The organism is Bradyrhizobium sp. AZCC 1577 (genome assembly GCF_036924575.1).
Lineage (GTDB): Bacteria > Pseudomonadota > Alphaproteobacteria > Rhizobiales > Xanthobacteraceae > Bradyrhizobium.
Genome location: NZ_JAZHRQ010000001.1, coordinates 6,338,778 through 6,352,238, shown reverse-complemented (window position 1 = coordinate 6,352,238; position 13,461 = coordinate 6,338,778). Strand labels below are relative to the sequence as shown.

Genomic DNA, 13,461 nt, shown 5'->3' with positions numbered 1-13,461 from the left:
GGATCAATTACCGGACTCCTGGTGGAAGGACTTTGTTCTAGCTCAACCCGCCGCCGATCGGCGGACGGCTACGTTCGTCGCAGCAGCTTCGCGACGCTGCGGGCGACCGCTGTGACGACCGGCTGGGAGGGTTCGATAACGAGCCTGAAGCCGAGATTGGGCGGCGGAACGCCGGCGGCGCAGCCGCCGGACCTGGGGTCGCGGATGAAGTCGGTCATGTAGGAACGATGGGCTCCCTGCACGACGCGTACGCCGCAATTGGTGTTGGTGATCCGCTCGCGTTCACCCTCGAGCGAAACGCGGACGAAGCAGCTATTCGTCCACTCCCAGACATTGCCGGCGAGATCATCCAGTCCGTTGCTGTTGGTGCCGAACGTGCCTCCCGGCTGCGCGGCCGTTGCGGCCGGCCGGTCGCGGGCGGATTCGGTTTCGTAGCGGGCGATCCAGGCCTGTGCGGGATCGCTGGGATCGACCAGCGGCATCGCTTCGTCGCGTGCCTTCTCGGCGGCGGCGAATGTCCACTCCTCGTCGGTCGGCAGGCGATGGATGATACCGGTCTTGCGCGACAACCATGCGGCATAGGCCGAGGCATCGTGCCAACTGACGCCGACGACGGGAACGTTCTGCGCGCCTGCGGCAGCGCCGATGCGCGGGCAGGCGCCTTCGTCGACACAACGCGCGTATTCGGCGACCGTGACCTGCCGTTTCATCACGACGAGATCAGCGGGAAGGCGGTGTCCGCGCAGCGGTCCTTCGACCGGCCGGCCGTTCCGCGAGAAATCGCCGGCGGCGCGGTAGCTGAAGGAAGTGGATGCCAGGCGAAGGACTCCGTCCGCGTCGGACTGAGGCGTGGGCGCCAACGCGGTTGCGAGGATTGGCGCGGCCAACGCGCCTGCGAGCATTGCCACTTTCACTTTCATCACAATGAGCATGACGTCGTCTCCTCGTGCGACGGCCCGCGGCGATGACCGCGGGCCGTCATTTTCGGCGCTACCTAGCGGGTGACGGCCACCGGGTCGGCGGCACCGACCTTGTCAGGCGGTATCGGGCCGGGAGGGGTGACCTGTTTCATGAGGTCCTCGTTCCACTTGCCTTCCACCTTGATGTGGGCCGTGGCACCGAGCTCGACGGCCTCGATCAGGTTGTGGTTGACGTAGGCGTAGACACCGGGCTCGCGGAAGGTGTAGAGCGCCGCGCCGGCCGAGCCGCCGCGAATGAACCAGGTTTCGAGATCCTTCTGCGGCGGGTTGTTGAACTTGCCGGCTTCCCAGACGTAGTCGCCATGCCCGCCGATCAGGTGAGGACGGGTATCGCGGTTGGCCTGCGAATGCACGAGCATGACGGTCTCGCCGACCTTGGCGGTGAGCGCGTTCTTGCCGGTGAGCGATCCGACACTTCCGTTGAACACCACATGGGTCGGGATCAGCTTGCGCATGACCTCGGTCGTATCGGCGTAGGATTCGCCGACGGTTTCGTAGGTCTTGTATTTGCCGTTCGCATCCTTCGGCACATACAGCTCGTTCTCGCCGATGTAGAAGATCTTGTCGTAGCGTAGCGCCTTGCCGTCGGCATCCTTCAGGCCGTCACGCGGCAGCACCATCACCGTGCCGTGCATGCCGGAGACGACGTGCCAGGGAATCATGCCTTCCGGCGCGCAGTGATAGACGAAGACGCCGGGCCGGGTCGCCTTCCAGCGCAGTACAACCTGCTCGCCGGGATTCACGTGAGTCAGTGCGCCACCACCCAACGCACCGGTTGCCGAGTGCAGGTCGATATTGTGCGGCATGCTGTTGGTTGCGGGGTTGACCAGCGTGAGCTCCATGTAGTCGCCCTCGTGAAGCACCATCATCGGCCCTGGCATCGATCCGTCGAACGTCATCGCATGGAATTTCGTGCCGGCAGGATCGATCACGACTTCCTTCTCGCGGATCGTCAGCTTGAACTCGACGATCTTCGGTCCCGTCTTGGTCGCCTGTTCATGGGCGTGGACGAAGGGCGGAGCCACCAGCTCGACCTTCTTGCGCGGCAGCTTCAGATCGTCTGCCGGTCCTGCCACGGCTGGTGCGGTCATCATCAGCGCCGCGATAGCGGCACCCATTAAAGCAGTCCTTCTCGTCAGCATGATGCTCTCCATCGCATTGTGCGTTCCAATTCGACGCGTGCATCATTAGCGAGGTGGCGGCGAGACTCTTTGTGCTGGAACAATGAAAGACGTTTTCTTGAGCGAGGTAGGAGACTGTTCGGGAATTTGCGCGCGAACAAAGACGACTAGGTAACCGCCAGGTTAAGGTCATTGCATGAAGAATCATGCAGTACCGACGGTGGATCTGATGGTTGACGATGTGATGCGTCGCTGGCCATCGACGATACGCGTCTTCCTCGATTTCAGGATGCGGTGTGTCGGCTGCCCGATCGCCACCTTCCACTCGGTCGATGAAGCATGCGACGAACACAGCGTCGACGCGGCGGCGTTCCTGTCGAAGCTCCAGGATATGGCGAAAGCGGCCTAGGGCTTGCGCACCTTGGCGGCTTCATCGCCTTCGGCGAGGCCGTGCAGCCTGTGCGCATCGCGCAGAACAATTCGCTGCCTGCCGCCCTCGACCAGTCCCCGCTGCTCCCACGCGCTGAGAATCCGGCTGACGGTGTGCAACGTCGTCCCCGTCATCTCGGCGACGTCCTGCCGGCTGATGGGAAAGTCGATCTCGACGCCGGCATCGACTTTCCTTCCGGCCTGTTTGGCCAGGCGCAGTAGCGCATGCGCGACGCGCTGCTCGACCTGCTCGTTCGACATCTCCAAGACGCGGGCCTGGGTATCCTGCAGGCGGCTGCCGACGGTCTGCAACGCGCTTGAGGCGAGGCTCGGATATCTGGCGATCAGGCGATTCCAGGAAGACGAGGGCCAGGCGAGCGCAATGCTGTCGACAGCGGCGACGGCAGTCGCCGGATAGTGCGTGAGATTCATGGCCTGCGCGACGCCGAAGAGCTCGCCGGCGGAGACGTAGCGGACGACGGACTGCTGCCCCTGTGACGTGGTCTTTTCGACGCGCAGATGCCCGTGCAGCAGGAGGTAGAAGCGATCCGCCTCCGCACCCTGATCGAAAACCGCGGTTCCCTTCGGGTATCGAATCGAACGCGCTTCCCGCAACAGTTCTTCCTGTTCGGCGGGGGCAAGGCCAGCGAACATCGGCAGGTTCGCGACCAGTGAGCGGTCGACTGAGGCCATCGATATCCTCGTTCCAATATGCCGCGGACGGTATCTGCGGCCGAAGCAGGCCTCAACGGCCCGCCAAGCTCTTAGCGCAGGATTCGGCCCGGAGATTGCGCTGGCGCAATATCGGCAGGACCGAACGGCGATATCCCGTACGTGGGAGCCCGGGAGACCCGGGTGCAAGTCCACGAAATCGGAAAGAGACGGAACACATGAAAAAGATTGCGATATTGGCCGCCGCCGCGGGGGTTCTGCTCCTGACCGGAGGCGCCCGGGCGGCGGAGGTTGAGGTCAAGCTTCTCAACAAGGGAACCGACGGCGCAGTGATGGTATTCGAGCCGGCCTTCGTGAAGATTGCACCCGGCGACACCGTCAAATTCGTGTCCACGGACAAGGGCCACAACGCGGAGTCCGTCAAGGGCATGCTCCCGGAGGGAGCAGCGCCGTTCGTCGGCAAGAACAATGAGGACATCGCCGTCAAGTTCGAGCAGGAAGGGGTCTACGGGATAAAGTGTCTGCCTCACTACGGCATGGGAATGGTTGCGTTGATCGTGGTTGGAAAGCCCGGCAACGTCGATCAGGCCAAGGCCGTTCCGCAGGTGGGAAAGGCAAAGCAGGTCTTTGCGAAGCTGTTCGACACGCTCGAGGCCAGCAAGACCGCATCCAGATAGCGGTCTGCTAACGCCAGCTTCTCCAATGGGTCGGATGGATCAGCAGTGGCTCATCCATCCAGACATTGTACCAGATGCCGGACTTGCGTCGGCATGGGAAACGCAGCGCCTCGATCCCGGCCGCGTAGATGTGACCGAGTTCGAGGTCGCAATCGTCAGGGGCAAGCGCGATCGGAAGCCAGACATCGCGCGGGGTGGCGCTGCTTATTGGCGATTGTTCTGTCGCCAAAAGCGAAGGTCGCATTGATCTCGCGCAAGATCGGCCTACTGAGGGGACCTTTCTTCGGTCGAGCAGCAGGAACAGCAATTGGCTTTGTTCTCGGCGAATACCGGGGCTGTGGTTTCGCCCTCGAGTTTCCGGAGAAGATCGCCAGTGATCACCTCGAAAAGCTTGCGCACGATAGCGGCATTGCTTCGGCTTCGTCCTCGCAGTCTCTCGAAAATTCGCATCGTGTCCTCCGTTGATGGTGGAACCGACAATGCAGGTCGAAGGCAGCCCGATCTTTGTCTGAGATCAAACATCTCAGCGAACGACGCTGCAATTTGTGCCCCGACAAAGAGCCTCGATCGGAACGGCTTATGATCGCAAGCAATTAACGGAAATCGCTCATGACGACGATGCAGAAATTAAGGGCCTATCAGGGGCCGGCGCTGTTCTCCTACGGCTTCCGACCGTTCTTTCTGTTCGGCGCCATTTATGCCGGTGCGATGGTTCCACTGTGGCTCATGGTGTTCGCCGGCCATGTCTCGCTGCCGATCGCGTTCGCGCCGCGGGACTGGCATGTCCATGAGATGCTGTTCGGCTATGTCGGCGCTGTCGTCGCCGGCTTTCTTCTGACGGCGGTGCCGAACTGGACGGGCCGCCTTCCGATCCAGGGTGTTCCGCTCGCGATTCTGTTCGCCGCCTGGCTTGCCGGAAGGCTGGCTGTGACGTTCTCCGGGATCATCGGCTGGGAAATCGCACTGGTGATTGATGCCGCCTTTCTGCTTTTGCTCGCTGCCGCAGCCGCTCGCGAGATCATCGCCGGACGCAAGTGGAACAATCTGAAAGTGGTTGGCATCATCTCGCTGCTGGCCATCACCAATATCGCTTTTCATGTCGAGGCGCATTTCGACGGTCTGGCGGATTATTCCACGCGACTTGGCGTCGGCCTCGTCGTCACGCTGGTCTGCGTAATCGGAGGTCGGATCGTTCCGAGCTTCACGCGCAACTGGCTGGCGCGCCGCAAGCCGGGAAGGCGGCCCATCCCCTTTAACCGCTTCGATGCGATCACGATGATCGCGGGCGTCTGCGCCATGATCGCGTGGGTGGTGACTCCCTCGGGCCGCTTCGTCGCAGGCGCACTCGGCGTCGCCGGTCTGCTCCACATCGTCCGCCTGGCTCGCTGGGCCGGCGATCGGACCGTGTCGGACCGTCTCGTGCTGATCCTTCATGTGGCTTACGCATTCGTGCCGGTCGGTTTCCTGCTGGCGGCGCTATCTGCAGTGGACCTTGTCGCTGCCAGCGCCGGAATTCACGCCTGGACCGGAGGCGCGATCGGTTCGATGACGATCGCCGTAATGACCCGCGCCTCACTCGGCCACACCGGCCAGGCGCTTTCGGCCTCCATTGCCACCCAGCTCGTCTACGCTTCAATCGTCGTCGCCGCGCTGGCGCGGGTATGTGCGGCAGTCGATCCGACTCATTCGATCCCGCTGCTGACGATCTCGGGTGTCGCGTGGGCGGGGGCGTTTTTGGGCTTCGCGCTCGCCTACGCGCCGCTTCTGTGCAGCGCGCGCAAGTTCTAAGGGAGCACGATGATCGGCGCCAGCATATCACGATGGACAATGAGCTACTTCGCGGCAGCGCTCGCGTGGTTGTTCGTGGCGCTGGCTCTGATGGTCGCAGGCCTCGGCTTTCCGGCGGTGCATCTTGCATCGCCCGATACCCTCGTCCTGGTGCACGTGGTTTGTATCGGCTGGCTCAGCCTGGCGATGTGCGGCGCGCTATTCCAGTTCGTGCCGGTGCTCGTCGCAAAGCCGCTGTTTTCCGAGAAGTGGGCGTTGCCGGCGCTTGGCCTGTTGACCGCTGGTCTCGTCTCACTGCTCGCCGGCTTCCTGGGATTGGGCGGCCGGCTTCCTGCCTGGCTCTGGCTGCTTCCGCTCGGGGCGGTCCTGCTCGTTGGCGGATTCGGCCTGGTCGTTGTCGATCTCGGCTTGACGGCATGGCTGCGGCCGGTGGGACCCGCACGTTTCGTCCTGGTCGGGTTGGCCTCGCTCTGTGCCACGATTGCCTTCGGCGCGATGTTTGCGTTTGCGCATGCGGGGTGGGCGGGATCAATCGGGGAAACGATCCTCGCAAATGGAGTTCCGTTGCACGCGATCGCCGGCCTTGGTGGCTGGCTCACCTTGACGGCCATGGGGGTGAGCTATCGGTTGCTATCCATGTTCATGCTCTCGCCCGATGTCGATGACCGCAAGAGCAACATGACGCTGGCGGCCGGCGCGCTCGCCATCGCCGTCGCGGTGGTCGGCGGAATTGTCGCCATCTGGCTCACTTTCGGATTGAATGTCGTGTTGTCGATCGCAGCCGTTCTCGGTCTGGCGACGGCCGCTCTGTATGGGCGCGACCTGATCGGGATCTTCAGCGGCCGCAAGCGGCGGCAGCTCGAACTCAACACCCGGATGGCGGTGCTGTCCTTCGTCAGTCTCGCGGCGAAGGCCTTTCTCGGTGTGGTGCTCGTCCTGACCGGCACTTTCGTCGCGCATGTCGGCGCATTCGCCTTTCTCGCCGTCTTCGGTTGGCTGTCCGGTCTGGTTCTCGCCAAGCTCTACAAGATCGTGGCGTTCCTGACCTGGCTCGAGGCTTACGGTCCTGTGATGGGACGGACGCCGACCCCGCGCGTTCAGGATCTTGTCGCGGAGGCGAGGGCATCGAAATGGTTCGTGACCTACTACGTGGCCGTCTGGCTCGGAACCCTGACGCTGGTGGCCGGCCAACCGTCGGCATTCCGGGCAGCCGCGGCGATGATGACTATCGGCCTCGCCGGTATCGTCCGCGAAGTGATCCGCACACGGCGCCTTGCAGACGTCGCGGGTTCGCTGCGCCTTCCGAATGGCGCCTGCACGCCGTGTCTGCTGTGTGCCAGGGCCTGAACATGAAAGGAAAGGGAGAAGCATGACCGATTACATCGATGTTGACGTCCGTCCGATCCTGCGCGCAGGTGGCGAGCCGTTCTCGGTCATCATGTCCGCGCTCGATCGCCTCGAACCCGGGCAGGGGCTCCGCCTCTACGCCACCTTCAAACCCGTTCCGTTGTTCGCCGTTATGGCGGACAAAGGATTTGCGCATTCCGCGCAGGCGCTCGATGCCGGCGAATGGGAGGTGCTGTTCACGCCAACGGCGACGGCAACGGAACAGGGCGCGCCCGCTTCCGGCACCTCGGACTTCGACGATTGGCCGGAGCCAATCGTCAGGCTCGACAATCGTGACCTCGAGCCGCCCGAACCGATGGTTCGGATCCTCGCGGCTGCCGAGAAACTGGGGCCGGGTGAAACGCTTTCGGCGCTGCTGCGGCGCGAGCCCGTCTTCCTGTTCCCGCAACTCGAGAAGCGTGGATATCACTGGTTGGGTGGGTTCTCGCCGGACGGTGCAACTTACGAACTGACAGTCAGGGCGCCGTCATGACGAACCAGGTCATCGACCGTATCAGGGATGCGCTGCGCGTCGTGATCGATCCCGAGCTTGGTCACAACATCATCGATCTCGGATTCGTCTACGACATATCGGTGATTGATGGCGCCGTTCGCATCGCCATGACCGCGACCACCCCGGGATGCCCAGCAATCCGCTTTCTGGAGGAAGGCGTTGCGAACGCGGTCGCGCGGGTACCGGGAGTCCGCTCCGTCGACATTGTGATGACGTTCGATCCGCCCTGGACACCTTCTCGCATCGAGCCGGTCGTCCGGGCCTCGCTCGGCTTTGCCGCCGTCAACTGAGGCTGGAACGGCGGCATGGCGCTTACCATCGAGATCGATCACGCGAAGACGCGCGCCAGGGCCGCCGCCGCGGCATCAGGTCAACCGGTTATGCCTCAGGCCGTCAAGGGACGGATCCGGCGGATCAAGTGGATCATCCTGCTGCTGACGCTTTCGATCTACTACGTCACGCCGCTTCTTCGTTGGGACCGGGGTCCCAACGCGCCGGATCAGGCAGTCCTGCTCGATTTCGCCCACGGACGGCTCTACTTCTTCTTCATCGAGATCTGGCCGCAAGATCTCTATCTGGTCACCGGGCTCCTCGTTCTTGCTTCGACCATCCTGATCCTCACCAATGCACTGGCGGGAAGATTATGGTGCGGCTTTGCCTGCCCGCAAACGGTCTGGACCGACCTGTTTCTGCTCGTCGAAAGGCTGATCGAGGGAGACAGGCGCCAGCGTCTGAAGAATCTGAACGCTCCGCTTGACGCCAAGCGGACGATTCAGATCGTCGTGAAACATTCTGCCTGGGTCCTGATCTCGCTGGATACCAGCGGCACGCTGATCTTCTACTTCACCGATGCGCCGGAACTGCTGCGAAGCTTCGCGCGCGCCGACGTTTCGGCCAACACGCTTGGCTGGATCGTCGTCTTCGCCGGAACCACCTACGGCCTGGCCGGTTTTGCGCGCGAACAGGTCTGCACCTTCATGTGGCCGTGGCCGCGTCTTCAAGGCGCGATCTGGGACCCGGAGGCATTCACCGTCAATTACCGGGACCACCGCGGTGAGCAACGGACGTCGGCCAAGAAGGCGGATGAACTTCGCCTGCAGGGCAAGCCGGCGGGAGACTGCGTCGACTGCAATCAATGCGTCGCGGTGTGTCCGATCGGCATCGACATACGCGAAGGACCGAACTTCGCCTGCATCAATTGCGGACTGTGCGTGGATGCCTGCGATAGCGTGATGTCGAAGCTTGGCCGCCCGCGCGGGCTGATCGACTATGAAAGCTGGAACAATATCGAGCGCGGTCGCCGTGCTGAGCCGCCGGTTTCCCGGCTGGTGCGCCCGAAGACCATCGGCCTGACGGCAGCCTGTCTCGTGTTGACGGCTACGATCGTCTTTTCCTTCATGACCAAGACCAACGCCACGCTTTCAGTCCAGCACGATCGCGATCCCCTGGCGGTCCGGCTGTCGGATGGATCGGTGCGCAACGCCTATACCGTCAAGCTCTTGAACAAGTCATCGGTCGCTCACTCCTACACACTTTCGGTCAGCGGCGTGGACGCCCAGATGGCCATCATCGGCAACGAGAGCCTGGCCCCGATCGAGGTGCCTCCCGACGGCTCCGAAGCCGTCCGCGTCACGCTCACCGCAACTACTCCCCGGGAGGCCGACGTCGTGTTCACCGCGCGCGACGAAAGCGGCACCACGGTTCTTTCCGCGAAAGACAGGTTCGTCGAACGCTGAAACGCGGCCCATGCGCGCGAAAATCGTAGACGGCAAGTTACTCCGATTGTCGTCAGTTTGCGCCTTATCAAGGTCGGGAAGGCCGCCATCTGCAACATTCCGAATTAAGCCCGGCCCGATCGGAGGTTTAGCCATGCTCTACCGGTTCAACACATTCATTCTGATCGCCACCGCCCTGGCGGCGCTCGCCGGCTCCTCGCCGGCGCTCGCTCACGACATCACGGTGAGAGAGGCCTGGAGCCGCGCCACGCCGAAAGGGGCAAAAGTCGCGGGCGGGTACCTCACCATCGAGAACCGGGGGGCGGAGCCTGACCGGCTGCTTTCGGCGTCGAGCGCTGTGGCCGCCAAGGTCGAGATTCATCAGATGAGCATGCAGGATGGCATCATGACGATGCGGCCTCTCGACGACGGTCTGCCGATTCCGGCGGATGCGACGGTGACGCTGGTGCCGGGAGGAGACCACATCATGTTCATTGGGCTGATCGCGCCGTTCGAGGAGGACCAACGGATTGCGGTCTCGCTGAATTTCGAGCGCGCCGGCAAGATCGATGCGAGCTTCGAGGTCGGCGGCGTGGGCGCCAAAGGGCCAAGACTGCAAATTGCTTCGACCGGACCTGCCGCGGCAGCGGCGTCTCCGGCGCAAGTCGCGGCAACCGAGGAGCCCTTCTTCACCCACATCTGCGGAACGCGCGTGATGGCCAACGTCACCGTCTCGCCGGGCCGCGGCGGTCCGATCGAGGTCCTGGTGCAGATTGAGGATGGCGACGAGAAGCCTCTCGCGGTCGATGGGCTTTCCGTGACGCTGTCCAATCCCGACAAGGGAATCGCTCCCATCACCGCGAGGGCCGAGCGCGTGGCGGCCGATAGGTGGCGCGTCCGCATGACGGCCGCCGCAGGCGGGAAGTGGTCATTGTCGCTTGGCATCGACTTGGCGAAGGACGACCGCGTCGACATCGCGGCCCCGATACTCATCGAATGACGGCGGTCACGACGGGTATTATGCAATCGGACGCGCCGGACCGCTCTACTGCGTTGTGAACAGCACCACGGCGATGGCGATTGATAGTCCGATGGCGGATACGGTCGCCGTGGTGGACAGGACCCCCATTGCCCTCAGTGCACCGGCAAAGGCGACGATGATGGGGGTGGCGGTAAGCAGGCCCAGTTGTGCGTCGCTCATGGCTCTTCCGTCCTCATTGCTTCAAGGCTCGCCGCATCTAGCGGCTTCGACTGGCCATTGACATTGCGCTTCATCAAGCACGGATGCGATCGACGCGACCGCCGTCATGTTTGCTCGGCGACAAAGACCCTTTTCCGTCGGGGATGATAGGCGAGATCGAATGTCGATAGCGGATTGCGAGCGCGAGGAGCCGGGATGGGGTGTCTTTGAAGGACTCCCGGGTGACCCGATGATGTGGGTGCTCGTTTTCAGCGAGCTCGTCGCCTTCGGTTTGTTCCTCGGCGCATTCATCGTTGCTCACGCGGTGAAGCCCGCGATATTTGCATCGGGACAGACCGCCCTCGACCTGACGCTTGCCGGATGCAACACGGTTGTCCTGGTGACCAGCGGTTGGGCCGCGGCGAAAGGCGCGGCATCGGCGCGGGCTGATGAAGGCTCTCGTGCGCGACTTTGGCTGGTTCTCGCCATGGCGCTTGGCGGCGCATTCGTGGCGATCAAGCTCGTCGAGTATGCACACGAGATTGGCGCGGGTGCCGGCCTCGAGACGAGTGTGTTCTTCACGTTGTATTTCCTCCTGACCGGCTTTCACCTTCTGCACGTCTGCCTCGGAATCGTCATTCTTGCGGTCGTTTGCCGCCGCGCCGATCCCGCTCATGTGGAGACCGGGACGGTCTTCTGGCACATGGTCGATCTGGTCTGGATCGTGATGTTTCCGATCATCTACCTGGTGCGCTGAAGCATGCGTTACTCGCCAGACCGTCTGGATATCACGTTGATGGCGCTGATTGCGCTTGCTTTCGCGACCATGGCGCTCACCGGCGTCCCCCGAAATCCGGTGCTCGCCGACGGAACCGTTCTCGCCCTTGCTGCAATCAAGGGCCGCAGAATCCTGCTCGATTACCTCGACTTGCGGACTGCGCCGGCACTCTGGCGCGGGCTTGCGACCGCGTGGCTGATGCTGATCGTGGGCTTCGCCTGGGCCGTTTCCGCCGTCTCGGTCCTGCTGTCCTGACCGTAAAATCCCGGGGAACCATCCGGGATCGTCGAGAACCTTGATCCGGCACAAAGAGCGTCGACCGCTGGTGGATAGATTGCCGCGACCCGCAACTACAGCACACGAATCGGAAAGGATCCGTAATGGCTGAACGCCTTACCAAATCGGCGGCCCGTAACGTCTTCTACGGCGGATCGGCCTTTTTCTTCGCGATCTTCCTCGGGCTGACGGCGCACAGCCACTACTACATGGTGACCACATCGACGGACGCGAAGACGCTGACCGACTCGGTGGCGCGTGGCAAGCACGTCTGGGAGAAGCACTCCTGCATCAACTGCCATACCTTGCTGGGCGAAGGCGCGTATTTCGCTCCCGAGGTCGGCAACGTGTGGGATCGCTGGGGCGGCAACGAAGATCCCGCCACCGCCAAGGAAATCCTGAAGTCGTGGATGCAGGCGCAGCCGTCGGGCGCGCCGGGCCGCCGGCAGATGCCGCAGTTCAACCTCACCGACCAGGAACTCAATGACCTCGCCGATTTCCTGCAGTGGACCAACAGCATCAAGACCCAGAACTGGCCGCCGAACAAGGCCGGCTGAGCATCTCACCCCGACAGCCCGTTTTAGGAACCTCACGATGAAATACGAAACCCAGAAAGTCGCGATGCTGTACTTCTACGGCGCGCTGACGCTTTTCCTCGCGCAGGTCGCGTTCGGCGTTCTGGCCGGCACCATCTACGTCCTCCCCAACACCTTGTCCGCGCTGTTGCCGTTCAACATCGTCCGGATGATACATACCAACGCATTGATCGTCTGGTCGCTGATCGGCTTCATGGGCGCGACCTATTATCTTCTGCCGGAGGAGACCGAGACTGAGCTGTTCAGCCCGCTGCTTGCGAAGATCCAGTTCTGGATGTTCTTCGGCGCTGCCGGCGTCGCCGTGGTCGGCTACCTGTTCCAGTACCACGAAGGCCGCGAATTCCTCGAGCAGCCGTTCGCGATCAAGGTCGGGATCGTCGTCGTCTGTCTCATGTTTCTCTTCAACGTAACGATGACGGCGTTGAAAGGAAGAAAGACCACGGTCACCAACATCCTGCTGTTCGGTCTTTGGGGCGTCGCGATCTTCTTCCTGTTCGCGTTCTACAATCCGGCGAACCTGGCCCTCGACAAGATGTACTGGTGGTACGTCGTGCACCTGTGGGTCGAAGGCGTCTGGGAGCTCATCATGGCCTCCGTGCTGGCCTTCCTGATGATCAAGCTCAACGGAGTCGATCGCGAGGTGGTCGAGAAGTGGCTCTACGTCATCATCGGCCTTGCGCTGTTCTCCGGCATCCTGGGTACCGGCCATCACTTCTACTGGATCGGCGCGCCCGGCTACTGGCAGTGGATCGGTTCGCTGTTCTCCACGCTCGAGGTGGCGCCGTTCTTCACAATGGTCATCTTCACCGTGCAGATGACCTGGAAGGCAGGTCGCAAGCATCCGAACCGGGCAGCGCTCCTGTGGTCGGTCGGCTGCTCCGTGATGGCATTCCTCGGCGCCGGCGTCTGGGGCTTCCTGCACACCCTGTCCTCGGTGAACTACTACACGCACGGCACCCAGGTGACGGCAGCGCACGGACATCTCGCGTTCTTCGGCGCCTACGTGATGCTGAATCTCGCCGTCATGGCCTACGCGATCCCGCAACTGCGCCAGCGCGCGCCGTACAATCAATGGCTTAGCATGGCAAGCTTCTGGATCATGTGCACGGCCATGATGACAATGACTTTCGCGCTGACCTTTGCGGGCGTGGTCCAGGTTCATCTGCAGCGCGTGCTCGGCCAGAACTTCATGGAAGTGCAGGACCAACTCGCGATGTTCTACTGGGTCCGACTCGGTTCCGGCGTCTTCGTTCTGATCTCGGCGCTGATGTTCGTGTGGGCGGTTCTGGTGCCGGGCCACGAACGGCAGGCGGTCGCGACGGGCGCGCTGCAGCCGGCCGAATAGGCGT

General features: G+C 62.6%; 17 protein-coding genes. 13 read left to right on the top strand and 4 right to left on the bottom strand.

The features are described from left to right. Positions 1-68 precede the first annotated feature (68 nt). Positions 69-932: an SUMF1/EgtB/PvdO family nonheme iron enzyme gene (locus V1278_RS29980; protein WP_334383207.1), complete on the bottom strand. Its 864-nt coding sequence runs from the start codon at positions 930-932 to the stop codon at positions 69-71. Positions 933-994: 62 nt separating this feature from the next. After that, on the bottom strand, positions 995-2,122 hold the full coding sequence (gene nirK, locus V1278_RS29975; RefSeq protein ID WP_334383206.1) for a copper-containing nitrite reductase: 1,128 nt from the start codon (positions 2,120-2,122) through the stop codon (positions 995-997). A 175-nt stretch (positions 2,123-2,297) separates the two neighbouring features. Here nirK and V1278_RS29970 point away from each other — a divergent pair, with 175 nt between their 5' ends. After that, on the top strand, positions 2,298-2,510 hold the full coding sequence (locus tag V1278_RS29970) for a DUF1858 domain-containing protein (protein WP_334383205.1): 213 nt from the start codon (positions 2,298-2,300) through the stop codon (positions 2,508-2,510). Here V1278_RS29970 and V1278_RS29965 read toward each other — a convergent pair. After that, positions 2,507-3,223 carry a Crp/Fnr family transcriptional regulator gene (locus V1278_RS29965; protein WP_334383204.1) on the bottom strand — a complete coding sequence of 239 codons (717 nt, stop codon included), beginning with the start codon at positions 3,221-3,223 and terminating at the stop codon, positions 2,507-2,509. The genes V1278_RS29970 and V1278_RS29965 overlap by 4 nt on opposite strands. 197 nt (positions 3,224-3,420) lie before the next feature. On the opposite strand from V1278_RS29965, the gene V1278_RS29960 reads away from it, so the two are divergent. The 8 genes from V1278_RS29960 (at position 3,421) to V1278_RS29925 (ending at position 10,282) form a co-directional block, all read left to right on the top strand. Next, positions 3,421-3,879: a pseudoazurin gene (locus V1278_RS29960; RefSeq protein WP_334383203.1), complete on the top strand. Its 459-nt coding sequence runs from the start codon at positions 3,421-3,423 to the stop codon at positions 3,877-3,879. Between the two features lie 207 nt (positions 3,880-4,086). Further along, complete coding sequence (locus V1278_RS29955; protein ID WP_334383202.1) at positions 4,087-4,344, top strand: hypothetical protein; 258 nt, start codon at positions 4,087-4,089, stop codon at positions 4,342-4,344. A 144-nt stretch (positions 4,345-4,488) separates the two neighbouring features. Beyond that, positions 4,489-5,667 carry an NnrS family protein gene (locus tag V1278_RS29950; protein WP_334383201.1) on the top strand — a complete coding sequence of 393 codons (1,179 nt, stop codon included), beginning with the start codon at positions 4,489-4,491 and terminating at the stop codon, positions 5,665-5,667. Positions 5,668-5,706: 39 nt separating this feature from the next. Further along, positions 5,707-7,014 (top strand): hypothetical protein, encoded by a 1,308-nt coding sequence (locus tag V1278_RS29945; protein ID WP_334383200.1) that lies wholly within the window; start codon positions 5,707-5,709, stop codon positions 7,012-7,014. A gap of 22 nt (positions 7,015-7,036) precedes the next feature. Next, the gene (locus V1278_RS29940; RefSeq protein WP_334383199.1) at positions 7,037-7,546 is read left to right on the top strand and encodes a DUF2249 domain-containing protein; all 510 of its coding nucleotides are present in this window, start codon (positions 7,037-7,039) and stop codon (positions 7,544-7,546) included. Then, positions 7,543-7,857, top strand: coding sequence for a metal-sulfur cluster assembly factor (locus tag V1278_RS29935; RefSeq protein ID WP_334383198.1), 315 nt, complete (start codon positions 7,543-7,545; stop codon positions 7,855-7,857). Before V1278_RS29940 ends, V1278_RS29935 begins: the two co-directional genes overlap by 4 nt. Before the next feature lie 15 nt (positions 7,858-7,872). Further along, positions 7,873-9,303 carry a cytochrome c oxidase accessory protein CcoG gene (gene ccoG / locus V1278_RS29930; protein WP_334383197.1) on the top strand — a complete coding sequence of 477 codons (1,431 nt, stop codon included), beginning with the start codon at positions 7,873-7,875 and terminating at the stop codon, positions 9,301-9,303. 133 nt (positions 9,304-9,436) lie between these two features. Further along, positions 9,437-10,282: a copper chaperone PCu(A)C gene (locus V1278_RS29925; RefSeq protein WP_334383196.1), complete on the top strand. Its 846-nt coding sequence runs from the start codon at positions 9,437-9,439 to the stop codon at positions 10,280-10,282. Positions 10,283-10,327: 45 nt separating this feature from the next. Here V1278_RS29925 and V1278_RS29920 read toward each other — a convergent pair whose 3' ends face one another. Beyond that, positions 10,328-10,483 (bottom strand): hypothetical protein, encoded by a 156-nt coding sequence (locus tag V1278_RS29920; protein ID WP_334383195.1) that lies wholly within the window; start codon positions 10,481-10,483, stop codon positions 10,328-10,330. Positions 10,484-10,643: 160 nt separating this feature from the next. Here V1278_RS29920 and V1278_RS29915 point away from each other — a divergent pair, with 160 nt between their 5' ends. The 4 genes from V1278_RS29915 (at position 10,644) to V1278_RS29900 (ending at position 13,457) form a co-directional block, all read left to right on the top strand. Continuing rightward, on the top strand, positions 10,644-11,219 hold the full coding sequence (locus V1278_RS29915; protein ID WP_334383194.1) for a cytochrome c oxidase subunit 3 family protein: 576 nt from the start codon (positions 10,644-10,646) through the stop codon (positions 11,217-11,219). A gap of 3 nt (positions 11,220-11,222) precedes the next feature. Then, on the top strand, positions 11,223-11,495 hold the full coding sequence (locus tag V1278_RS29910; RefSeq protein WP_334383193.1) for a cytochrome C oxidase subunit IV family protein: 273 nt from the start codon (positions 11,223-11,225) through the stop codon (positions 11,493-11,495). Positions 11,496-11,620: 125 nt separating this feature from the next. Beyond that, positions 11,621-12,073 carry a c-type cytochrome gene (locus V1278_RS29905; RefSeq protein ID WP_334383192.1) on the top strand — a complete coding sequence of 151 codons (453 nt, stop codon included), beginning with the start codon at positions 11,621-11,623 and terminating at the stop codon, positions 12,071-12,073. Between the two features lie 37 nt (positions 12,074-12,110). Further along, positions 12,111-13,457 carry a cbb3-type cytochrome c oxidase subunit I gene (locus V1278_RS29900; RefSeq protein ID WP_334383191.1) on the top strand — a complete coding sequence of 449 codons (1,347 nt, stop codon included), beginning with the start codon at positions 12,111-12,113 and terminating at the stop codon, positions 13,455-13,457. The last annotated feature ends 4 nt before the right edge of the window (positions 13,458-13,461 follow it).